This window comes from Enterobacter cloacae complex sp. P24RS (genome assembly GCF_014982165.1).
Taxonomy (GTDB): Bacteria; Pseudomonadota; Gammaproteobacteria; order Enterobacterales; family Enterobacteriaceae; genus Enterobacter; species Enterobacter quasihormaechei.
Map to the genome: position 1 here is coordinate 208,173 of NZ_JADCKU010000006.1, position 22,495 is coordinate 230,667.

The window sequence follows — 22,495 nt, forward strand, 5'->3', positions numbered from 1 at the left end:
TGTCCGATATTTTTTGCATTGGGAGTCCCGGTCATGTTGAGCGCATTTCAACTCGAAAATAACCGACTGACTCGGCTTGAAGCCGAAGAGTCACAGCCCCTCATTGATGCCGTATGGGTGGATCTGGTCGAGCCGGACGACGATGAACGCCTTCGCGTACAATCTGAACTGGGGCAAAGCCTGGCGACACGCCCGGAACTGGAAGACATCGAAGCATCCGCCCGTTTTTTTGAAGACGAAGACGGCCTGCACATTCACTCCTTCTTCTTTTTTGAAGATGCCGAAGACCACGCGGGGAACTCTACCGTGGCGTTCACCATCCGCGATGGCCGCCTGTTCACCCTGCGCGAGCGCGAACTGCCGGCGTTTCGTCTCTACCGCATGCGTGCCCGCAGCCAGGCGATGATAGACGGAAACGCCTATGAGCTGCTGCTGGATCTGTTCGAAACCAAAATCGAACAGCTGGCGGATGAAATTGAAAACATCTACAGCGACCTGGAAAAGCTGAGCCGTGTGATCATGGAAGGCCATCAGGGCGATGAATACGACGAAGCGTTGTCCACGCTGGCGGAGCTGGAAGATATCGGCTGGAAGGTGCGTTTGTGTCTGATGGATACCCAGCGCGCGCTGAACTTCCTGGTGCGCAAGGCGCGTCTGCCGGGCGGTCAGCTGGAGCAGGCGCGTGAGATTTTACGCGATATCGAATCCCTGCTGCCGCACAACGAATCCCTGTTCCAGAAGGTCAACTTCCTGATGCAGGCGGCGATGGGCTTTATCAACATCGAGCAGAACCGCATCATCAAGATCTTCTCGGTGGTCTCCGTGGTGTTCCTGCCGCCAACGCTGGTGGCGTCCAGCTACGGGATGAACTTTGAGTTTATGCCGGAGCTGAAGTGGAGCTTTGGTTACCCGGGGGCGATTATCTTTATGATCCTCGCCGGGCTGGCGCCGTATCTGTACTTTAAGCGGAAGAACTGGCTGTAAAATCTGGCGGGTGGCGCTGCGCTTACCCGCCCTACAAAACACCTACATTCCTCTGCGGGTTCTGCGCTGGGTATAAATCGCATCGGCGACGAAAATCGCCAGCGCTACCCAGATAAAGGCGAAGGTCACCATCTTATCCGCACCCGGCACTTCGCCGTAAAATACCACCGCCAGCAGGAACATCAGCGTCGGGCCAATGTACTGGAAGAAGCCCAGCGTGGAGAGGCGCAGACGCGTTGCCGCGCCGGTGAAGCACAGCAGGGGAATCGTCGTGACCACGCCTGCGGCCATCAGCATCAGGTTTAACGACCAGGGGTTGCTGCCCATGTGACTGGTGGCGCTGTCGGCAATACCGAACAGATAGATTGCCGCGACCGGCAGCAGCCACAAGGTTTCAAACAGCATGCCCGTCTGCGCTTCCACCGCAATCTTCTTACGCACCAGGCCGTAGAAGGCAAAGCTGAACGCCAGGCCGAGGGCGATGATCGGCAGCGAGCCAAAGGTCCACAGCTGCACCAGCACGCCGCAGAAGGCCAGAATCACCGCCACCCACTGCATCCGACGGAAGCGCTCGCCGAGGAAAATCATCCCCAGCACGATGTTCACCAGCGGGTTAATGAAGTACCCCAGGCTCGCTTCGAGCATATGATGGTTATTCACCGCCCAGATGAACAGCAGCCAGTTGCCGCCGATCAGCACTGCGGAAAGCGCGAGCAGGAAGACCTTCTTCGGCGTTTTCAGCAGCGTTTTGACGCCTGACCACTGACGGCTGATGCTCATCAGCGCGATCATAAAGAAAAACGACCAGATGACGCGGTGGGTGAGGATTTCGTCCGCCGGGACATAGGCGATAAGCTTGAAGTACGCCGGCGCGATACCCCAAATAAAATAAGCGGCAAGGGCGAGTAAAACGCCCTGCCGCGTCTGTTTAGCATCCATCGGGAAAATCCGTTACAAAAAAGTGAATCAATTTTACCCGAATTTGCCGCCTCAACCCACCATATAAGTGGCGGTTGCGCTGGCGATATAAACCTGCTCTTCGTTATGCAGCTCAACGCGGGCAACGGCAACTTTATTCCCGGCGCGCAGCAGGCTGCTGGTGCAGGTAAAGCGGTTTCCGCGTCCTGGTCGCAGGTAGTCGACGCGTAAATCGATGGTTCCCATGCGCGACAGGCGCTGGCGTAACTCATCTTCGTTGATGGTGTCGTGGCGCGTCAGCGTGCTGCCCACGCACACCAGACCGGCCGCCACGTCCAGCGCAGAGGCAATCACCCCGCCGTGCAAAATGCTTTGCGCCCAGTTGCCCACCATCATTGGCTGATTATTGAAGCTAAGCTGAGCAAAGTCTTTTTCGTATCGTTCCAGCTCAAGACCCAGTGCACGGTTAAACGGCATGTGGTACACAAAAATCTCGCCCACGAGTTTTAATGTTTCTTCGGCGGTTAGCGTGGCTGACATCAGACGTGGCATCCTTATTGTTAATAAAATGTTGATTTTATGCTTCAGGATAAAGGAATGCCACTTTAAGAAACGAGGAAGCGGAAGTTATCGCAGAAGTCTGTAGAATGCGCAGACAAAACTATTCATTAAATGTCACAATTTCAGGAGAACACCACCGATGCGGACGTATCTGGGTTGGTTACTGGCGGCGGTTGCGCTGCCCCTCACAGCATATGCGCAGGAAGCGACGATCAAAGAAGTGCATGATAAACCTGCCGTTCAGGGCAGCATCATCGCCAATATGCTTCAGGAGCACGACAATCCGTTCACGCTGTACCCCTATGACACAAACTACGTGATCTACACCCAGACCAGCGATCTCAACAAAGAGGCGATAAGCTCCTATAACTGGTCTGATAATGCGCGTAAAGATGAGGTGAAGTTCCAGCTCAGCCTCGCCTTCCCGTTCTGGCGCGGCATCCTGGGGCCGAACTCGGTGCTTGGCGCGTCCTACACGCAGAAGTCATGGTGGCAGCTCTCCAACAGCGGCGAATCTTCACCGTTCCGCGAAACCAACTATGAGCCGCAGCTGTTCCTCGGTTTCGCCACCGATTATGAGTTTGCAGGCTGGACGCTGCGCGACGTAGAGGTGGGTTATAACCACGATTCCAACGGTCGTTCCGACCCAACCTCACGCAGCTGGAACCGCGTCTATACGCGTCTGATGGCGCAGAACGGCAATTTCATGGTGGAAGTGAAGCCGTGGTACGTGGTGGGCAGCACCGATGACAACCCGGATATCACCAAATACATGGGCTACTATCAGCTCAAGGTGGGCTATCAGCTGGGTGACGCGGTGCTGAGCGCCAAAGGTCAGTACAACTGGAACACCGGATACGGCGGCGCTGAGCTGGGCCTGAGCTACCCGGTGACGAAACACGTGCGTCTCTATACCCAGGTGTATAGCGGGTATGGCGAATCGCTGATCGATTACAACTTCAATCAGACTCGCGTTGGTGTGGGCGTCATGCTGAACGATATTTTCTAAGCTGCTCGAATGTTTTTGCGTTAAACGTTGAAGTTTCTCTCTCAGGCGCTGAAAATAGCGCCTGTTTCATTTCTGGCATATGGGGTTAACGTGGCGCAGGCGGAAGTATTGAATCAGGAATCGCTGGCTAAACAGGTTTTGCATGAAACCTTCGGCTACCAGCAGTTCCGTCCTGGCCAGGAAACCATCATTGAAACCGTGCTGGAAGGCCGCGATTGCCTGGTGGTGATGCCGACCGGCGGCGGTAAATCGCTCTGCTATCAGGTGCCCGCGCTGGTGCTTAACGGCCTGACGGTCGTGGTATCGCCCCTTATTTCCCTGATGAAAGACCAGGTCGACCAGCTGCTCGCCAACGGCGTGGCGGCGGCCTGTCTTAACTCAACGCAAACCCGCGAGCAGCAGCAAGAGGTGATGGCCGGGTGCCGCACCGGACAGGTTCGTCTGCTGTATATCGCGCCAGAGCGTCTGATGCTGGACAACTTCCTCGAAAACCTGGCGCACTGGAACCCGGTCCTGCTGGCGGTGGATGAAGCGCACTGTATCTCCCAGTGGGGGCACGACTTCCGCCCGGAATATGCCGCGCTCGGCCAGCTGCGTCAGCGCTTCCCCGAGCTGCCGTTTATGGCGCTTACCGCCACGGCGGATGACACCACGCGTCTGGATATCGTTCGCCTGCTGGGGCTGAAAGATCCGTACATCCAGGTCAGCAGCTTCGACCGGCCGAACATCCGCTACATGCTGATGGAAAAATTCAAGCCGCTGGATCAGCTCTTACGCTACGTGCAGGAGCAGCGCGGCAAGTCCGGCATCATCTACTGCAACAGCCGCGCGAAGGTGGAAGACACCGCCGCGCGTCTGCAAAACCGCGGCTTTAGCGCCGCGGCCTATCACGCCGGGCTGGAGAACCACATTCGCGCCGAGGTGCAGGAGAAATTCCAGCGCGACGACCTGCAAATTGTGGTTGCAACGGTGGCATTCGGGATGGGGATCAACAAGCCCAACGTGCGCTTTGTGGTGCACTTCGACATTCCGCGCAACATTGAATCCTACTATCAGGAAACCGGCCGCGCGGGGCGTGATGGCCTGCCTGCGGAAGCGATGCTGTTTTACGATCCGGCGGATATGGCGTGGCTGCGCCGCTGTCTGGAGGAAAAACCGCAGGGGCAGTTGCAGGATATCGAACGCCACAAGCTCAACGCGATGGGGGCCTTCGCCGAAGCGCAAACCTGCCGCCGTCTGGTGCTGCTCAACTACTTTGGTGAAGGACGACAGGCGCCGTGCGGCAACTGCGATATCTGCCTCGACCCGCCAAAGCAATACGATGGCCTGATGGACGCGCGCAAAGCGCTCTCGACTATCGGACGCGTGAACCAACGCTTCGGGATGGGCTACGTGGTGGAAGTGCTGCGCGGTGCCAACAACCAGCGTATCCGCGACATGGGTCACGACAAGCTGCCGGTTTACGGCATCGGTAAAGACCAGAGCCACGAGCACTGGGTAAGCATCATCCGCCAGCTGATCCACCTCGGCTTTGCCACGCAAAATATCGCCCAGCACTCTGCGCTTCAGCTCACCGAAGCGGCGCGACCGGTCCTGCGCGGCGAGGTGGAGCTGAAGCTCGCCGTGCCGCGCGTCGTCGCCCTCAAGCCGCGGGTGATGCAAAAGTCCTACGGCGGCAACTACGATCGCAAGCTGTTCGCCAAGCTGCGTAAGCTGCGCAAGGCCATTGCGGATGAAGAGAACATCCCGCCATACGTGGTGTTCAACGACGCGACGCTGATTGAGATGGCCGAGCAGATGCCGCTCAGCGCCAGCGAAATGCTCAGCGTCAACGGCGTCGGTACGCGCAAGCTGGAGCGCTTTGGTAAAGAATTTATGGCGCTCATCCGCTCTCACGCCGATGGTGATGATGAGGAGTAGTCAGCCGGGCGAAAAAGTGCCAGGATGATGACTCACTGAATTATTTCCCCGCGAGCTAATTATGTTAATGCTATTTCTCACCGTGGCGTTAGTGCACATCGTTGCGCTGATGAGCCCTGGCCCTGACTTTTTCTTCGTGTCACAAACGGCCGTCAGCCGCTCCCGCAAAGAGGCGATGATGGGTGTGCTCGGTATTACCATGGGCGTCATGGTCTGGGCGGCGGTTGCGCTGCTCGGTCTGAACCTGATCCTGGCGAAGATGGCGTGGCTGCATAACATCATCATGGTCGGCGGCGGACTGTACCTGTGCTGGATGGGCTATCAGATGCTGCGCGGGGCGCTGAAGAAAGAAGAGAAAAAGCCGGAAGAGCCAAAGGTTGAGCTGGCAACGGGCGGACGAAGCTTTGTGAAAGGTCTCCTGACCAACCTGGCGAACCCGAAAGCGATTATCTATTTCGGCTCCGTGTTCTCGCTGTTTGTGGGTGACAGCGTCGGCGCGGGCGCGCGCTGGGGGATCTTCCTGCTGATCGTCGTTGAGACGTTCGCCTGGTTCACTATTGTTGCCAGCCTGTTCGCCTTACCGGCAATGCGTCGCGGCTACCAGCGTATCGCGAAGTGGATCGACGGCTTTGCCGGCGCGCTGTTCGCCGGCTTCGGCATTCATCTCATTATTTCTCGCTAAGCATGACGCGCTGACGCAAGCAGCGCGCCAACCAGCATAAACAGTGAACCAAAGACTTTGTTCAGGGCCTTCATCTGCTTAGGCCCTTTGATCCACGCCGCAATTCGCTGCGCCAGCGTCGCGTAACCAATCATCACAATGATATCGACAATAATGGTGGTCGCGCCGAGCACCACATACTGCATGACCTGAGGCTGATGCGGCACGATAAACTGCGGGAACAGGGCGGCGAGGAACACGATGCTTTTTGGGTTGGTCAGGTTAACGAACACCGCGCGCTTAAACAGATGGCTGCGCGTTTGCGTCCGGGAAAGCGTATTCAGATCAATTGAGCCTGCCGCGCGCCACTGCTGAATGCCCAGCCAAATCAGATACGCCGCACCGGCCCACTTCAGTACTTCAAACGCCAGCACTGAACGGGAGAACAGCGTCCCCAGGCCAATCCCCACCAGCACAATGTGAATGCCAAGCCCGGTCTGTAAACCGGCAATCGACGCCGCCGCGCCGCGATAGCCGTGGTTGATGGAGGTGGTCATGGTATTGATGGCCCCGGAGCCGGGTGAAAGGCTGAGGATGATGGATGTCAGCAGGTAAGCGAACCACCACTCGAAGGTCATTTGAAACTCCCGGATCGTCTGTTTTTATGCCACAATACGCTATTGTTGAGTCATTTTGTGACCGATGACGAAAAAAACTATATTCCCTGGATTACGGGGGGTGGAAACCCAATGTTTCAGCAGAAAAAGGACTGGGAAACACGAGAAAACGCATTTGCGGCTTTCTCCATGGGGCCGCTGAGCGATTTCTGGCGCCAGCGAGAGGAAGATGAATTTACGGGCGTCGGAGGGATCCCGGTACGCTTCGTTCGTTTCCGTGATGAAAAAAATGACCGGGTGATTGTGGTCTGCCCCGGCCGTATCGAAAGTTACGTCAAATATGCCGAGCTGGCGTATGACCTGTTCCATCTGGGCTTCGACGTATTAATTATCGACCATCGCGGGCAGGGGCTTTCAGGCCGGTTGCTGCCGGATACCCATCGCGGCCACGTGGATAACTTCAGCGATTACGTCGACGATTTCGCCGCGTTCTGGGAGCAGGAAGTGCAGCCAGGCCCGTGGCGCAAGCGCTATATACTGGCGCACTCCATGGGCGGTGCCATTTCCACGCTGTTTTTGCAGCGCTACGATCACCAGTGCGATGCCATCGCGCTTACCGCGCCGATGTATGGCATTGTGATTCGCTTCCCTGACTGGATGGTACGCCATCTTCTCGACTGGGCTGAGGGCCATCAGCGTATTCGGGAAAATTATGCCATCGGGACAGGGCGCTGGCGGGCGCTGCCGTTTGCCATCAACGTGTTAACCCACAGCCGGCAGCGCTATCGCCGCAACCTGCGCTTTTATGCCGATGAGCCACGCTTACGCGTCGGTGGCCCGACCTGGCACTGGGTGCGGGAAGGCATTCACGCCGGTGAGCAGGTGCTGGCGGGCGTGGGGGATGATGACACGCCGACGCTTCTGATTCAGGCGGAGGAAGAGCGTGTGGTGGATAACCGCATGCACGATCGATACTGTGAACTGCGCGCCGCGGCGGGCCACCCGTGTGAAGGGGGTAAACCGCTTGTCATCAACGGCGCGTACCATGAGATCCTTTTCGAAAAGGACGCTATGCGCTCAGTCGCGCTCAACGCTATTGTTGAATTTTTCAACAGGCATAACTGATTACTGTTTTCACCAGAGGTTTAAATCCCTATGTACCAGGTTGTTGCATCTGATTTAGATGGCACGCTGCTTTCCCCCGACCACACCCTGTCGCCTTACGCGAAAGAGACCTTAAAACTCCTTACCGCCCGCGGCGTGAACTTTGTCTTCGCCACCGGCCGCCACCACGTGGACGTGGGGCAGATCCGCGATAACCTGGAAATCAAATCGTACATGATCACCTCCAACGGTGCTCGCGTACACGACACGGACGGCAACCTCATTTTCACCCATAACCTGGATCGTGATATCGCCGCCGATCTGTTCGGCGTGGTGCATAACAACCCGGATATCGTCACCAACGTTTACCGTGACGACGAATGGTTTATGAACCGTCATCGCCCGGACGAAATGCGCTTCTTCAAGGAAGCGGTATTCAACTACTCGCTGTATGAGCCGGGTTTGCTGGATCCGGAGGGGATCAGCAAGGTGTTCTTTACCTGCGAAAGCCACGAAGCGCTGCTGCCGCTGGAGCAGGCGATCAACGCCCGCTGGGGCGACCGCGTCAACGTGAGTTTCTCCACGCTGACCTGTCTGGAAGTGATGGCGGGCGGCGTGTCCAAAGGTCACGCCCTGGAAGCGGTGGCAAAACGTCTGGGCTTTGAGCTGAAAGACTGCATCGCGTTCGGCGACGGCATGAACGATGCCGAGATGCTCTCCATGGCGGGCAAAGGCTGCATCATGCAGAACGCGCACCAGCGCCTTAAAGACCTGCACCCGGAGCTGGAAGTGATCGGCACCAACGCCGATAACGCGGTGCCTAAGTATTTGCGCAAGCTGTTCCTTGAATAATCTTCATTTGATTATTTATTGCTCAGTTGTCAACTAAAGAGTTCGCTACAATGCCTGTCCTTCTTTCTGAGAGACAAGCATTGTGGCGCTACTCATTATCACCACTGTCCTGTGGGCCTTCTCCTTTAGCCTGATTGGCGAATACCTTGCCGGATCGGTCGACAGCTACTTCTCGGTACTGATGCGCGTAGGGCTGGCGGCGCTGGTATTCCTGCCGTTCCTGCGCACCCGCGGACAATCGCTGAAAACCCTTCTTCTGTACATGCTGGTGGGCGCGATGCAGCTCGGCATCATGTATCTGTTCAGCTTTCGGGCCTACGTCTACCTGTCCGTCTCGGAATTCTTGCTCTTTACCGTCCTGACGCCGCTCTATATCACGCTGATTTACGACCTGCTCAGCAAGCGCCGCCTGCGCTGGGGATATCTGCTGAGCGCCGCGCTGGCGGTGATTGGCGCGGCGATCATTCGCTACGACAAGGTGAGCGATCACTTCTGGACCGGGCTGATGTTCGTCCAGCTCGCCAATATCAGCTTCGCCATCGGGATGGTGGGTTACAAACGCCTGATGGAAACCCGCCCGATGCCGCAGCATAACGCGTTTGCATGGTTCTATATGGGCGCGGCGATTGTCGCGGTAGCGGCGTGGTTTCTGCTCGGCAATCCGCAAAGGCTGCCGACCACTACCGTGCAGTGGAGCGTTCTGGTCTGGCTGGGCGTGGTGGCGTCGGGGCTGGGGTACTTTATGTGGAACTACGGCGCTACGCAGGTAGACGCCGGAACGCTGGGGATCATGAACAACGTACACGTCCCGGCGGGGCTGCTGGTAAACCTCGCCATCTGGCAGGAACAGCCGCACTGGCCGAGCTTCCTTATTGGGGGAACGGTGATCCTGGCTTCGCTGTGGGTACATCGCCGCTGGGTCGCTCCGCGCTCCGCACAAACGGAAGATGGTCGCACGCGTGGTTCCGCGCTGAGCGAATAAACGCTTCCGTAATCGGCTGACGCTGCTCGCCGTCGCGCACGGCAGCGTACAGCCGGCTCCACAGTCCTTCACCCAGGGTTTTGGTGACCACCAGACCCTGGCGTTCAACCGTCTCGACCACCCAGTGCGGCAGCGCCGCGATCCCCATTCTGGCCGCCACCATCTGGATCAGCAGCAGGGTATTGTCCACGCTTTTCAGCTGAGGGCTGATGCCTGCGGGTTGCAGAAAATGGCGCCAGATATCCAGACGACTGCGCTGTACCGGGTAAATCAGCAGCGTTTCGCTGGCAAGATCTTCCGGCGTGATGCGCGTTTTGGCGGCCAGCGGATGATCCGGGGCCAGCACCAGACGCACCTCAAAATCAAACATCGGCGAATAGTGCAGGCCGCTGCGCGGCAGAATGTCTGAGGTCATCACCAGATCCAGCTCACCCTGCTGAAGCGACGGCTGCGGATCAAACGTAACGCCGGATTTAAAGTCCATCTCCACCTGCGGCCACTTCTGGCGGAAGTTCTCAAGCGCGGGGGTCAGCCACTGAATACAGCTGTGACACTCAATGGCAATGCGCAGAGTGGTCTGCTGCGGCTCATTGCAGGACTGCAACGCGCTGGCAATCTGCGGCAGCACCTGGTTCGCCAGTTGAAGCAAAATTTCGCCCTGCGGCGTAAAGCGCAAAGGCTGGCTCTTACGCACAAAAAGACGAAAACCGAGGCGTTGTTCCAGATCGCTGAACTGGTGAGAAAGGGCAGACTGGGTCTGGTGCAGCGTGGCCGCTGCCGCCGCAAGAGAACCGCAGTTCCGCAACGCTTGTAGCGTTTTCAGGTGTTTTATCTCGATCATGAAAGTCCTTCACTTCGCCATGAACATTTTGCGCTTGAGGAATATACAGTACCTGCCAATTATAGAAGTGTAAACATCTGGACGTCTAAATAACGAATTTCTACAAGGGGTATGCCATGACAATCCGCTCTCACACTCTCGGTTTCCCTCGCGTTGGCCTGCGTCGCGAGCTGAAAAAAGCGCAAGAAAGCTACTGGGCGGGTAACGCCACCCGTGAAGAACTGCTGGCGGTGGGCCGCGAGCTGCGCGCCCGTCACTGGGATCAGCAAAAACAGGCGGGCGTTGACCTGCTGCCGGTGGGCGATTTCGCCTGGTACGACCATGTTCTGACCACCAGCCTGCTGCTTGGCAACGTGCCGGCTCGTCATCAGAACAGCGATGGATCGGTAGATATCGACACCCTGTTCCGCATCGGCCGTGGCCGCGCGCCAACGGGTGAGCCAGCGGCAGCGGCGGAAATGACCAAATGGTTTAACACCAACTATCACTATATGGTGCCGGAGTTCGTTAAGGGCCAGCAGTTTGCGCTGACCTGGACGCAGCTTCTGGATGAAGTGGACGAAGCGCTGGCGCTGGGCCATCAGGTGAAGCCCATACTGCTGGGGCCGGTAACCTACCTGTGGCTGGGCAAAGTGAAAGGCGAACCGTTTGACCGCCTCAGCCTGCTCAACGATATTCTGCCGGTCTATAAGCAGGTGCTGATCGAGCTCGGCAAACGCGGCATCCAGTGGGTGCAAATCGACGAACCCGCGCTGGTGCTTGAGCTGCCGCAGGCGTGGCTGGATGCCTTTAAACCAGCGTATGACGCGCTCACCGGCCAGGTGAAGCTGCTGCTGACCACCTATTTCGAAGGCGTGACGCCGAACCTCAACACCATTACCGCGCTGCCGGTTCAGGGCCTGCACGTGGACCTCGTTCACGGTAAAGACGACGTGGTGGCGGAGCTGCATAAGCGTCTGCCTGCGGACTGGCTGCTCTCCGCCGGTCTGGTTAACGGCCGTAACGTCTGGCGCGCCGATCTGACCGAGAAATACGCGCAAATTAAAGACATCGTCGGTAAACGCGAGCTGTGGGTGGCTTCGTCCTGTTCTCTGCTACACAGTCCGATCGATCTGAGCGTGGAGACTCGCCTGGACGCAGAAGTGAAAAGCTGGTTTGCCTTCGCCCTGCAAAAATGTGAAGAGCTGGCGCTGCTGCGCGATGCGCTCAACAGCGGCGATACGGCGGCGATTGCCGACTGGAGCGCCCCAATCCAGGCGCGTCGTCACTCGGCTCGCGTGCACAACCCGGCGGTGGAAAAGCGTCTGGCGGCCATTACCGCCCGGGACAGCCAGCGCCAGAGCCCGTACGAGGTACGTGCCGAAGCCCAGCGCGCCCGTTTCAACCTGCCCGCGTGGCCGACCACGACCATCGGTTCATTCCCGCAGACTACCGAGATCCGCGGCCTGCGTCTGGACTTCAAAAAGGGCAATCTGGACGCGAATCATTACCGCACCGGCATCGCGGAACACATCAAGCAGGCGATTATCGAGCAGGAACGCCTCGGGCTGGACGTGCTGGTGCACGGTGAAGCCGAGCGTAACGACATGGTGGAATATTTTGGTGAGCACCTGGACGGCTTCGTCTTTACCCAGAACGGCTGGGTGCAGAGCTACGGCTCCCGCTGCGTGAAGCCGCCGGTAGTGATCGGTGACGTCAGCCGCCCGGCGGCGATTACCGTGGAGTGGGCGAAGTATGCCCAGTCTCTGACCGATAAACCGGTAAAAGGCATGCTGACCGGCCCGGTGACCATTCTCTGCTGGTCGTTCCCGCGCGAAGACGTGTCGCGCGAGACGATTGCCAAACAGATCGCGCTGGCGCTGCGCGATGAAGTGGCGGATCTGGAGGCGGCGGGGATTGGCATCATTCAGATCGACGAACCGGCGCTGCGGGAAGGTTTGCCGCTGCGTCGCAGCGACTGGGATGCGTACTTACAGTGGGGCGTGGAAGCCTTCCGCATTAACGCCGCCGTTGCGAAGGATGATACGCAGATCCACACCCACATGTGCTACTGCGAATTTAACGACATCATGGACTCCATTGCCGCGCTGGACGCCGACGTCATTACCATCGAGACCTCGCGTTCAGACATGGAGCTGCTGGAGTCGTTTGAAGAGCTCGACTACCCGAACGAAATTGGGCCGGGCGTGTATGACATTCACTCCCCGAACGTGCCGAGCGTGGAGTGGATTGAAGGGCTGCTGAGGAAAGCCGCCCAGCGCATCCCGGCGGAACGCCTGTGGGTAAACCCGGACTGCGGCCTGAAAACCCGCGGCTGGCCGGAGACGCGCGCCGCGCTGGCAAATATGGTGAAGGCAGCGCAGAATCTGCGTCAGGCGTAGTGTTGCTGGATTGCCGGGTAGAGCTATCGCTTACCCGGCCTGCCTGTAGGCCCGGTAAGGCGCAGCCGCCACCGGGCTTTTTTTATGCTTTTTTCCCGCCGTACTGGCTAAACCACGCCAGCATTCTCTGCCAGCCATCTTTCGCCGATTCCGCGTGATAGCTCGGACGATAATCGGCATTAAACGCGTGTCCGGCATCGGGATACACCACGATTTCGGCCTTCGCGTTTGCCGCCCGCAGCGCGTGGCGCATGGTCTCGACGGTATCAAGCGGAATGCCGGTATCCTGGCCGCCATACAGCCCTAACACCGGGGCATTGAGATCGGTAGCAATATCAACCGGATGCTTCGGCGAGTTTAGGGTCTTTTCACCCACCAGTTTGCCGTACCAGGCTACGGCGGCTTTCAGCTGCGGGTTATGCGCGGCGTACAGCCAGCTAATGCGCCCGCCCCAGCAGAAGCCGGTCACCATCAGACGGTGCGGGTCGCCGCCGTTGCGCGCCGCCCAGCTGGCAACGTGGTCAAGATCGGCAAGCACCTGCGCGTCCGGCACCTTGCTGACCAGGTTGCTGAACAGCGTCGGGATGTCGCTGTAATCGTTCGGATCGCCCTGGCGGAAATAGAGCTCTGGCGCAACGGCCAGATAACCCTCCAGCGCCAGGCGGCGGCAGAGGTCACGAATATGTTCATGAACGCCAAATATTTCCTGAACCACAATCACGATAGGCAGCGGGCCCTCGGCGGATTTTGGCCGCGCGTGGTACGCCGGCATGTTCTCTCCCTGAGAGGGAATCGACGTTTCGCCTGCGGTGATGGCCTCTTCAGGGGTTGAGACAAAGGTTGAGGCATGCGGGGCAGCAGCAGGTGCAAAACCGGTTTTTTCAGTCATGGCATTCTCCGTACCAATGAATGGATTAGCGCAAAGATAAATATAGACACCAGGTTAACAATCCACAGTGCCTTATAGCGTCTATCTTTTGTGCAGCACCCGTCGATATAACTTGTTAATGTGATGTGAATCACTATTTGATGGAAATTAACTGCAATCATTTTCATTCATGGTGAGATGCATCACGAAATAATGCACATTGCTTCTGTAAAGTACCTTTTTACTTCTTCTGACTAACCGACCCACAGAGGAGTCACCTATGTCTAAGTCTGATGTTTTTCATCTCGGCCTCACTAAAAACGATTTACAAGGGGCTACGCTGGCTATCGTCCCTGGCGATCCTGAGCGTGTGGAAAAGATCGCCGCGCTGATGGATAAGCCGGTTAAGCTGGCAGCCCATCGCGAATTCACCACCTGGCGCGCAGAGCTGGACGGCAAAGCGGTGATCGTGTGCTCTACCGGTATCGGTGGTCCGTCTACCTCAATCGCCGTTGAAGAGCTTGCGCAGCTGGGCATTCGTACTTTCCTGCGTATCGGCACCACGGGCGCCATTCAGCCGCACATCAACGTGGGCGACGTGCTGGTTACGACGGCATCCGTGCGTCTGGACGGCGCAAGCCTGCACTTTGCACCGATGGAATTCCCGGCAGTGGCTGACTTCGAGTGCACCACCGCGCTGGTAGAAGCGGCGAAATCCGTTGGCGCAACCACTCACGTGGGCGTGACGGCCTCCTCCGACACCTTCTATCCGGGCCAGGAGCGTTACGACACCTTCTCTGGCCGCGTAGTGAGCCGTTTCAAAGGCTCAATGGAAGAGTGGCAGTCCATGGGCGTGATGAACTATGAAATGGAATCTGCAACGCTGCTGACCATGTGCGCAAGCCAGGGTCTGCGTGCCGGTATGGTGGCGGGCGTGATCGTCAACCGTACCCAGCAGGAGATCCCGAACGCCGAAACCATGAAGCAGACCGAAAGTCATGCGGTGAAAATTGTGGTTGAAGCGGCTCGCCGTCTCCTCTAATCCTCTCGTCTGAGATAAAAGGCCGACGCGTTCGGCCTTTATTTTTTGCGTAGCGCCTCGCAGGAAAACCCTTTCAAACTGGACGTTTATACAGCACAATTCTATTTTGTGCGGGTTATACGTGGATGCAGGGGGGCATTGTGGATATCTCAATCCTGGTTTATGCGGTAGTGGCGCTGGCGAGCGTGGGGATTGGCTGGCTCATTTCCAGCTACCAGCACGCGCAGCAGAAAGCCGAACAGCTGGCAGAGCGCGAAGAGATCGTGGCTGAACTCAGCGCGACAAAACAGCAGCTTGCGCTGAGCGACCACTGGCGCGAAGAGTGTGAACTGCTCAATAACGAACTGCGTAACCTGCGCGACATCAATACCTCGCTGGAGGCCGATCTCCGCGAAGTGACCACCCGTCTTGAATCCACCCAGCTGCACGCCGAAGACAAAATCCGCCAGATGATCAACAGCGAGCAGCGCCTCAGCGAGCAGTTCGAAAACCTCGCGAACCGTATTTTTGAGCACAGCAACCGCCGCGTGGATGAACAAAACCGCCAGAGCCTGAACAGCCTGCTGACGCCGCTGCGCGAACAGCTGGACGGTTTCCGCCGTCAGGTGCAGGACAGCTTTGGACAGGAAGCGCGCGAGCGCCACACCCTGGCGCACGAGATCCGTAACCTCCAGCAGCTGAATGCGCAGATGGCGCAGGAGGCAATCAACCTGACGCGGGCGCTCAAAGGCGATAACAAAGCGCAGGGAAACTGGGGCGAAGTGGTCTTAACTCGCGTGCTGGAGGCCTCAGGCCTGCGCGAAGGGTATGAATATGAGACGCAGGTCAGCATTGAAAACGACGCGCGCTCGCGAATGCAGCCGGATGTGATTGTGCGTCTGCCTCAGGGCAAAGATGTGGTTATCGACGCCAAAATGACGCTCGTCGCCTATGAGCGCTACTTCAACGCTGACGATGACTACACCCGAGAATCAGCGTTGCAGGAGCATATCGCCTCCGTGCGTAACCATATTCGTCTGCTGGGCAGGAAAGATTATCAGCAGCTGCCGGGGCTGCGATCGCTGGATTACGTGCTGATGTTCATTCCTGTCGAGCCTGCATTCCTGCTGGCGCTCGACAGACAGCCTGAGCTTATTACCGAAGCGCTGAAAAATAACATTATGCTGGTCAGCCCCACCACGCTGCTGGTGGCTTTGCGGACCATTGCCAACCTGTGGCGCTATGAGCACCAAAGTCGTAACGCGCAGCAGATTGCCGATCGCGCCAGCAAGCTGTACGACAAAATGCGGCTGTTCGTTGACGATATGTCCTCGGTGGGGCAAAGCCTGGATCGCGCCCAGGATAATTACCGCCAGGCGATGAAAAAACTCTCCTCCGGGCGCGGCAATTTGCTGGCACAGGCGGAGGCGTTCCGCAGCCTGGGCGTGGAGGTGAAGCGCGAGATTAATCCGGAACTGGTGGAGCAGGCGACCGCTCAGGACGAAGAGTTCCGCCTGCGCGAAGGCGACGCTGAGCAAAATTCCCGCAATGAAGACAACGATTTAGCGGCGAGTTTATCGCCAGATGAGCAGCCGGCACGTTTCTTTCACGGTGGTTGAAACGTAGGGCAAATGCGCCCAATCTGTTACACTTCACGAACATTTGACTGATTAGCAGGCTCTGAGATGGTTGACGATTCACAAGACACAACGCACTTTGGCTTTCAGACTGTCGCCAAAGCGCAGAAAGCTGACATGGTGGCCCACGTATTTCATTCCGTGGCGGCGAAGTACGATGTGATGAATGATTTGATGTCATTCGGCATTCATCGCTTGTGGAAGCGCTTTACTATTGATTGCAGCGGCGTGCGCCGTGGACAAACGGTGCTGGATTTAGCCGGGGGCACGGGCGATCTGACCGCAAAATTCTCCCGTCTGGTAGGCGAAACGGGCCGCGTGGTGCTGGCGGATATCAACGACTCCATGCTGAAAATGGGCCGCGAAAAGCTGCGCAACATCGGCGTGGTGGGGAACGTGGAATATGTTCAGGCGAACGCCGAAGCGCTGCCGTTCCCGGACAATACGTTCGACTGCATCACCATCTCTTTCGGTCTGCGTAACGTGACCGATAAAGACAAAGCGCTGCGCTCCATGTACCGCGTGCTGAAGCCGGGCGGTCGTCTGCTGGTTCTCGAGTTCTCAAAACCCATTATCGACCCGCTGAGCAAAGCTTACGATGCCTATTCCTTCCACGTTCTGCCGCGCATTGGCGAGCTGGTGGCGAACGATGCCGAAAGTTACCGTTATCTGGCCGAATCCATCCGAATGCACCCGGATCAGGACACGCTGAAAGCGATGATGCAGGATGCGGAGTTTGAAAACGTGGAATACTTCAATTTGACGGCGGGTGTCGTCGCGCTGCATCGTGGTTACAAGTTCTGAGTGGAGGTTTCCCGTGCCCATTAAACCCTTAGTCACCGCTGGCATCGAGAATGTACTGAATGCCTTTCTGTATCGCGCACCGGCGCTGAAAACCGCACGTCAGCGGCTTAACGGGAAGGTACTGCGTATTGTATTAAAGGAGTTCTCGACGCCGCTTGTGCTGGTCTTCAGCGAACGCCAGCTTGACGTTCTGGGTGAATGGGAAGGCACGGCTGACTGCTCGGTGATTACGCACATGAGCGTACTGCCAAAAGTGCGTGACCGTCAGCAGATGACGGCGCTTATTCGCAGCGGTGAGCTGGAAGTCGAAGGCGATATTCAGGTTGTACAGAACTTCGTTGCACTCAGCGATCAGGCAGAATTCGACCCGGCGGAACTTCTGGCACCCTATATCGGCGACATCGCGGCCGAAGGGATAAGCAAAACGCTGCGCACGGGCTCCGCTTTCCTGCGCAAAGGTCTGCTCCGTCAACAACGCTATGCTGCCGAGGTGCTGACCGAAGAGTGGCGTATGGCGCCGGGGCCTTTAGAGGTCGCCTGGTTTGCTGAAGAGACCGCGGCAGTTGAGCGCGCAGTTGATGCGTTAACCAAACGGCTGGAAAAACTGGAGGGCAAATGACGCCTGGTGAAATTCGGCGCCTCTACTTTATCGTTCGCACCTTTTTGAGCTACGGGCTCGACGAGCTTATCCCCAGAATGCGTATCACTCTGCCGCTTCGGCTTTGGCGGCGCACGCTGTTCTGGATGCCGAATCGCCATAAGGATGAGGAGCTGGGCGCACGCCTGCGTCTTGCGTTGCAGGAGCTCGGTCCTGTCTGGATCAAGTTTGGGCAGATGCTCTCAACGCGTCGCGACCTATTCCCGCCGCAGATTGCCGATCAGCTCGCGCTGTTGCAGGACCGCGTCGCCCCGTTTGATGGGGAGAGAGCAAAGCAACAAATCGAAGAGGCGATGGGTAATATTCCCATCGACACCTGGTTTGATGATTTCGACATCCAGCCTCTGGCCTCAGCGTCTATTGCGCAGGTTCACACCGCGCGCCTGAAGGAAAATGGCAAAGAGGTGGTCATTAAGGTGATTCGCCCGGATATCCTGCCGGTTATCAGAGCGGACATGAAGCTGATCTATCGCCTGGCCCGCTGGGTGCCGCGTCTGTTGCCGGATGGCCGCCGTTTGCGTCCGCTGGAAGTGGTGCGGGAATACGAAAAAACGCTGATTGATGAGCTTAACCTGCTGCGTGAATCGGCGAACGCCATTCAGCTGCGTCGTAACTTTGAAGACAGCCCGATGCTGTATGTTCCTGAAGTCTACTCTGACTATTGCAGCCAGAACATGATGGTGATGGAACGTATCTACGGCATTCCGGTCTCGGACGTGGCGGCGCTGGAAAAGCAGGGCACCAACATGAAGCTGCTGGCCGAGCGCGGCGTGCAGGTCTTCTTCACGCAGGTTTTCCGCGACAGCTTCTTCCACGCTGACATGCATCCGGGCAATATTTTCGTCAGCTACGAGCACCCGGAAGATCCGAAATACATCGGCATCGACTGCGGAATTGTTGGCTCGCTGAATAAAGAGGACAAGCGTTATCTCGCCGAGAACTTTATCGCTTTCTTCAACCGCGACTACCGTAAGGTGGCCGAGCTGCATGTGGATTCAGGCTGGGTTCCGCCAGATACCAACGTGGAAGAGTTTGAGTTTGCGATCCGCACCGTCTGCGAGCCGATTTTTGAAAAGCCGCTGTCGGAGATCTCCTTCGGTCACGTTTTACTGAACCTGTTCAACACCGCACGCCGTTTCAATATGGAAGTGCAGCCACAATTAGTTTTACTTCAGAAAACATTACTTTACGTTGAGGGCGTAGGCCGCCAGCTCTATCCTCAGTTAGACTTGTGGAAAACCGCGAAACCGTTCCTTGAGTCCTGGATTAAGGATCAGGTCGGTATTCCTGCGCTGGTTCGCTCGCTTAAAGAGAAAGGCCCGTTCTGGATTGAAAAAATGCCTGAAATTCCTGAACTGGTTTACGACAGTTTGCGTCAGAGCAAGAACCTTCAGCACAGCATGGATAAAATCGCGCACGAGCTTCAATCCAGTCGCGTGCGTCAGGGGCAGTCCCGCTATCTCTTCGGAATTGGCGCGACGCTGCTGATAAGCGGCACGTTGCTGTTGATCAATCGTCCGGACTGGGAAATGATGCCAGCCTGGATTATGGCTGCCGGCGTGGTTGTCTGGCTTGCTGGCTGGCGAAAAACGCGCTGAATTAGCGTCGCTATCGATGGATTGCATACGTATAATGCGATCTGACTAATTAATCATCTATCACTGGGGAACACGCATGGGTGGTATCAGTATCTGGCAGTTAGTGATCATTGCCGTCATCGTTGTGCTGCTGTTCGGCACGAAAAAACTGGGATCGATTGGTTCCGACCTGGGCGCGTCAATCAAAGGCTTCAAGAAAGCCATGAGCGATGATGAGAATAAGCAGGAAAAAACCGGTCAGGATGCTGATTTTACCGCTAAATCTATCGCCGATAAGCAGGACGAAGCCAAAAAGGAAGAGGCCAAACGTCACGATAAAGAGCAGGTGTAATTCGTGTTCGACATTGGTTTTGGTGAGTTACTGCTGGTCTTTGTGATTGGTCTGATCGTGCTGGGGCCGCAGCGTTTACCCGTTGCGGTGAAAACCGTCGTGGGTTGGGTGCGGGCGCTCCGCTCGCTGGCAACGACCGTGCAGAACGAGCTGGCGCAGGAATTGAAGCTTCAGGAATTTCAGGACAGCCTGAAAAAGGTTGAAAAGGCGAGCATGGACAACCTGACGCCGGAGCTGAAAGCATCGATGGATGAGCTGCGCGAAGCGGCTGAATCCATGAAGCGCTCATACAGCATTAACGATCCTGAGAAGGCGAGCGATGAAGCAAACACCATCCATAATCCGGTGGTGAAGGGCAGCGAAGAGCAGCGCGAGGGTGTGACGCCTTCCAGCGCGGAGCATCAGGCCGCTTCGCCAGAGCAATCGCCGCAGGAGCCCGAAGTGAAAAAGCAGGTGCCGCCGGAAGAGCCCGTGGTCAAAACGGCTGAGGTAAAACCCGCCGCGCCTGTTTCCGAATCATCCCCCTCGTCGAGTGATAAAGCGTAAACATGGCAGTAGATGATACTCAACCGCTGATTGCGCACCTCATTGAGCTGCGTAAGCGCCTGTTAAACTGCATTATTGCGGTTTTCCTCATTTTTTTATGTCTGGTCTATTTCGCCAACGATATCTATCAGGTGGTTTCTGCGCCGCTGATTAAACAGATGCCGCTGGGCGCGACGATGATTGCAACGGACGTTGCTTCGCCGTTCTTTACCCCCATCAAGCTGACCTTCTGGGTATCGTTGATTGCATCTGCACCGGTCATTTTGTATCAAGTCTGGGCATTTGTGGCGCCCGCGCTGTACAGGCATGAACGCAAGCTGGTTATTCCGCTGCTGGTATCCAGCTCGCTGCTGTTTTACATCGGCATGGCGTTCGCCTACTTCGTTGTTTTTCCGCTGGCCTTTGGCTTCCTGACGCATACCGCGCCGGAAGGGGTACAGGTTTCGACGGACATCGCCAGCTACCTCAGCTTCGTCATGGCGCTGTTTATGGCCTTTGGTGTTGCCTTCGAGGTGCCCGTCGCGATTGTCCTGCTCTGCTGGGTGGGCGTGACCACGCCTGACGACCTGCGCAAGAAGCGTCCTTATATCCTGGTGGGTGCGTTTGTCGTAGGTATGCTGTTGACGCCACCGGACGTCTTCTCGCAAACCTTACTGGCGATACCCATGTACTGCCTGTTTGAAGTCGGCGTGTTCTTCGCACGTTTCTACGTAGGAAAGGGACGTACCGGGGACGAAGAAGACGAGCCGTCTGAAGAGACCACTAAAGAATAAAACCAACCGCCCGTCAGGGCGGTTGTCATATGGGGATACGTATGTTTGATATCGGGCTTAACCTGACCAGTGCGCAGTTTGCGAAAGACCGCGATGAGGTGGTGGCGCGCGCCTTTGCCGCCGGCGTGAACGGCCTGTTACTGACGGGAACGAACCTGCATGAGAGCGAGCAGGCACGGCAGCTGGCGCAACGCTATCAACACTGCTGGTCCACCGCCGGCGTGCATCCGCATGACAGCAGCCAGTGGACGCATGAAAGCGCTGAGGTGCTTCATCGTCTGGCACAAACGCCAGAAGTGGTTGCCATTGGCGAATGCGGGCTTGATTTCAACCGTAACTTCTCGACGCCTGAAGACCAGGAGAGGGCATTTACCGCCCAGCTCGCGCTGGCCGCAGAGCTGGGGATGCCGGTGTTTATGCACTGTCGCGATGCGCATGAACGTTTTCTGGCGCTGCTGGAACCCTGGCTGGAGAAGCTGCCCGGTGCGGTATTGCACTGCTTTACGGGCTCCCGTCAGGAGGCGCTGGATTGCCTGAAGCGCGGGCTTTATTTGGGTATCACGGGCTGGGTTTGCGATGAGCGACGTGGGCTGGAGTTGCGCGAGCTGTTGCCCGTTATCCCGGCCGATCGTTTGCTGCTGGAAACGGATGCGCCGTATCTGTTGCCCCGGGATATGCAGCCCAAACCGGCATCACGACGTAATGAACCGGCTTATCTGGGGCATATTGCTGAGCGAGTGGCGCACTGGCGCGGAGAAGATGCGCAGTGGCTGGCAGCACAAACCGATGATAACGTGCGTCGTCTGTTCGGCGTGCAGTTCTAAACTTTGCGGAAATCGGTGTTTTTAACGCTCTGCAACACCTCTTTGTTGAGCAGGTTGAGCAGCAGCATGGAACGCGCTTCACCGTCCGGCTCAGAGAAGATGGCCTGTAACCCTTCAAAGGCACCTTCGGTGATCACCACGCTGTCTCCGGCGTATGGGGTTTCAGGATCGGTAATATCGTCAGGCTGCTGATAGATAGAAAGCTGATGAATAACCGATGACGGTACTCTTGCCGGATGGGCGCCAAAACGCACAAAATGGCTTACGCCGCGGGTAGCGCTGATCGTCGTGGTGTGGATCACTTCGGGGTCGAACTCAACGAACAGGTAGTTCGGGAACAGAGGCTCACTGACGGTCGTGCGTCTTCCACGCTGCATTTTTTCAAGCGTGATCACGGGCGTCAGGCAGTTAACAGACTGACGTTCAAGATGTTCCTGCGCGCGCTGAAGTTGCCCGCGTTTGCAATACAGTAAATACCAGGCCTGCATAATCACTCTTCCCATTGTTCGGGGCGCAAGCATACCAAAACCCTGGCGGGATCGCTAAGGTGATTATAATGGCGAAAAAGAGAGTAAGTCGTGGAAGTTCACGCTAATTTAACAAAA

Annotated in this window: 23 protein-coding genes; 17 read left to right on the forward strand and 6 right to left on the reverse strand. The window is 57.0% G+C overall.

Features of this window, described 5'->3' with window-relative positions:
- Nucleotides 1–33 precede the first annotated feature (33 nt).
- The gene (gene corA / locus INF58_RS08845; RefSeq protein ID WP_063868853.1) at nucleotides 34–984 is read left to right on the forward strand and encodes a magnesium/cobalt transporter CorA; all 951 of its coding nucleotides are present in this window, start codon (nucleotides 34–36) and stop codon (nucleotides 982–984) included.
- A 42-nt stretch (nucleotides 985–1,026) separates the two neighbouring features.
- Here corA and rarD read toward each other — a convergent pair whose 3' ends face one another.
- A complete protein-coding gene (rarD, locus tag INF58_RS08850) occupies nucleotides 1,027–1,923 on the reverse strand; it encodes an EamA family transporter RarD (protein ID WP_193037142.1) in 897 nt (298 codons plus the stop codon).
- A gap of 51 nt (nucleotides 1,924–1,974) precedes the next feature.
- Entirely contained in the window at nucleotides 1,975–2,442 is a 468-nt protein-coding gene (yigI, locus tag INF58_RS08855; RefSeq protein ID WP_006812366.1) for an acyl-CoA thioesterase YigI, read from the reverse strand.
- A gap of 160 nt (nucleotides 2,443–2,602) precedes the next feature.
- Here yigI and pldA point away from each other — a divergent pair, with 160 nt between their 5' ends.
- The 3 genes from pldA to rhtC all read left to right on the forward strand — a co-directional run bounded on the left by pldA (nucleotide 2,603) and on the right by rhtC (nucleotide 6,074).
- A complete protein-coding gene (pldA, locus tag INF58_RS08860) occupies nucleotides 2,603–3,472 on the forward strand; it encodes a phospholipase A (RefSeq protein WP_063452178.1) in 870 nt (289 codons plus the stop codon).
- 90 nt (nucleotides 3,473–3,562) lie between these two features.
- Complete coding sequence (gene recQ / locus INF58_RS08865) at nucleotides 3,563–5,392, forward strand: ATP-dependent DNA helicase RecQ (RefSeq protein ID WP_063868856.1); 1,830 nt, start codon at nucleotides 3,563–3,565, stop codon at nucleotides 5,390–5,392.
- Nucleotides 5,393–5,453: 61 nt separating this feature from the next.
- Nucleotides 5,454–6,074, forward strand: a complete 621-nt coding sequence (gene rhtC / locus INF58_RS08870; RefSeq protein ID WP_010426287.1) for a threonine export protein RhtC — start codon at nucleotides 5,454–5,456, stop codon at nucleotides 6,072–6,074.
- Here the strand turns inward: rhtC and rhtB are convergent.
- Complete coding sequence (rhtB, locus tag INF58_RS08875; protein WP_193527527.1) at nucleotides 6,071–6,691, reverse strand: homoserine/homoserine lactone efflux protein; 621 nt, start codon at nucleotides 6,689–6,691, stop codon at nucleotides 6,071–6,073. The genes rhtC and rhtB overlap by 4 nt on opposite strands.
- A 111-nt stretch (nucleotides 6,692–6,802) precedes the next feature.
- Between rhtB and pldB the strand changes: the two genes are divergently transcribed.
- The 3 genes from pldB (at nucleotide 6,803) to INF58_RS08890 (ending at nucleotide 9,608) form a co-directional block, all read left to right on the forward strand.
- Nucleotides 6,803–7,795: a lysophospholipase L2 gene (pldB, locus tag INF58_RS08880; protein ID WP_063452180.1), complete on the forward strand. Its 993-nt coding sequence runs from the start codon at nucleotides 6,803–6,805 to the stop codon at nucleotides 7,793–7,795.
- Between the two features lie 30 nt (nucleotides 7,796–7,825).
- Nucleotides 7,826–8,626, forward strand: a complete 801-nt coding sequence (gene yigL / locus INF58_RS08885) for a sugar/pyridoxal phosphate phosphatase YigL (protein ID WP_063452181.1) — start codon at nucleotides 7,826–7,828, stop codon at nucleotides 8,624–8,626.
- Between the two features lie 82 nt (nucleotides 8,627–8,708).
- Nucleotides 8,709–9,608 carry a carboxylate/amino acid/amine transporter gene (locus tag INF58_RS08890; protein ID WP_193527528.1) on the forward strand — a complete coding sequence of 300 codons (900 nt, stop codon included), beginning with the start codon at nucleotides 8,709–8,711 and terminating at the stop codon, nucleotides 9,606–9,608.
- On the opposite strand, the gene metR is transcribed toward INF58_RS08890, so the two are convergent.
- A complete protein-coding gene (gene metR / locus INF58_RS08895; protein WP_063868862.1) occupies nucleotides 9,496–10,449 on the reverse strand; it encodes an HTH-type transcriptional regulator MetR in 954 nt (317 codons plus the stop codon). The two genes, INF58_RS08890 and metR, sit on opposite strands and share 113 nt — an antisense overlap.
- A 116-nt stretch (nucleotides 10,450–10,565) precedes the next feature.
- On the opposite strand from metR, the gene metE reads away from it, so the two are divergent.
- Nucleotides 10,566–12,830, forward strand: a complete 2,265-nt coding sequence (gene metE / locus INF58_RS08900; protein WP_193527529.1) for a 5-methyltetrahydropteroyltriglutamate--homocysteine S-methyltransferase — start codon at nucleotides 10,566–10,568, stop codon at nucleotides 12,828–12,830.
- Between the two features lie 82 nt (nucleotides 12,831–12,912).
- On the opposite strand, the gene INF58_RS08905 is transcribed toward metE, so the two are convergent.
- Nucleotides 12,913–13,719 (reverse strand): dienelactone hydrolase family protein, encoded by an 807-nt coding sequence (locus tag INF58_RS08905; protein WP_193527530.1) that lies wholly within the window; start codon nucleotides 13,717–13,719, stop codon nucleotides 12,913–12,915.
- Nucleotides 13,720–13,978: 259 nt separating this feature from the next.
- Here INF58_RS08905 and udp point away from each other — a divergent pair, with 259 nt between their 5' ends.
- The 9 genes from udp to tatD all read left to right on the forward strand — a co-directional run bounded on the left by udp (nucleotide 13,979) and on the right by tatD (nucleotide 21,890).
- Complete coding sequence (gene udp / locus INF58_RS08910; protein WP_045417628.1) at nucleotides 13,979–14,740, forward strand: uridine phosphorylase; 762 nt, start codon at nucleotides 13,979–13,981, stop codon at nucleotides 14,738–14,740.
- Between the two features lie 140 nt (nucleotides 14,741–14,880).
- The gene (gene rmuC / locus INF58_RS08915; RefSeq protein ID WP_107534432.1) at nucleotides 14,881–16,338 is read left to right on the forward strand and encodes a DNA recombination protein RmuC; all 1,458 of its coding nucleotides are present in this window, start codon (nucleotides 14,881–14,883) and stop codon (nucleotides 16,336–16,338) included.
- A gap of 66 nt (nucleotides 16,339–16,404) precedes the next feature.
- Nucleotides 16,405–17,160 (forward strand): bifunctional demethylmenaquinone methyltransferase/2-methoxy-6-polyprenyl-1,4-benzoquinol methylase UbiE, encoded by a 756-nt coding sequence (gene ubiE, locus INF58_RS08920; RefSeq protein WP_063452187.1) that lies wholly within the window; start codon nucleotides 16,405–16,407, stop codon nucleotides 17,158–17,160.
- A 13-nt stretch (nucleotides 17,161–17,173) separates the two neighbouring features.
- Nucleotides 17,174–17,779 carry an SCP2 domain-containing protein gene (locus INF58_RS08925; protein ID WP_193527531.1) on the forward strand — a complete coding sequence of 202 codons (606 nt, stop codon included), beginning with the start codon at nucleotides 17,174–17,176 and terminating at the stop codon, nucleotides 17,777–17,779.
- Nucleotides 17,776–19,416 carry a ubiquinone biosynthesis regulatory protein kinase UbiB gene (gene ubiB / locus INF58_RS08930; protein WP_102749584.1) on the forward strand — a complete coding sequence of 547 codons (1,641 nt, stop codon included), beginning with the start codon at nucleotides 17,776–17,778 and terminating at the stop codon, nucleotides 19,414–19,416. Before INF58_RS08925 ends, ubiB begins: the two co-directional genes overlap by 4 nt.
- A gap of 76 nt (nucleotides 19,417–19,492) precedes the next feature.
- Nucleotides 19,493–19,747: a Sec-independent protein translocase subunit TatA gene (gene tatA, locus INF58_RS08935; protein ID WP_063452190.1), complete on the forward strand. Its 255-nt coding sequence runs from the start codon at nucleotides 19,493–19,495 to the stop codon at nucleotides 19,745–19,747.
- A 3-nt stretch (nucleotides 19,748–19,750) separates the two neighbouring features.
- On the forward strand, nucleotides 19,751–20,293 hold the full coding sequence (tatB, locus tag INF58_RS08940) for a Sec-independent protein translocase protein TatB (protein WP_003860783.1): 543 nt from the start codon (nucleotides 19,751–19,753) through the stop codon (nucleotides 20,291–20,293).
- A gap of 2 nt (nucleotides 20,294–20,295) precedes the next feature.
- Nucleotides 20,296–21,066 (forward strand): Sec-independent protein translocase subunit TatC, encoded by a 771-nt coding sequence (gene tatC, locus INF58_RS08945; RefSeq protein ID WP_063452191.1) that lies wholly within the window; start codon nucleotides 20,296–20,298, stop codon nucleotides 21,064–21,066.
- A gap of 41 nt (nucleotides 21,067–21,107) precedes the next feature.
- Nucleotides 21,108–21,890 carry a 3'-5' ssDNA/RNA exonuclease TatD gene (gene tatD, locus INF58_RS08950; RefSeq protein ID WP_193527532.1) on the forward strand — a complete coding sequence of 261 codons (783 nt, stop codon included), beginning with the start codon at nucleotides 21,108–21,110 and terminating at the stop codon, nucleotides 21,888–21,890.
- Here tatD and rfaH read toward each other — a convergent pair.
- Nucleotides 21,887–22,378: a transcription/translation regulatory transformer protein RfaH gene (gene rfaH, locus INF58_RS08955; RefSeq protein WP_193527541.1), complete on the reverse strand. Its 492-nt coding sequence runs from the start codon at nucleotides 22,376–22,378 to the stop codon at nucleotides 21,887–21,889. The two genes, tatD and rfaH, sit on opposite strands and share 4 nt — an antisense overlap.
- Between the last annotated feature and the right edge of the window lie 117 nt (nucleotides 22,379–22,495).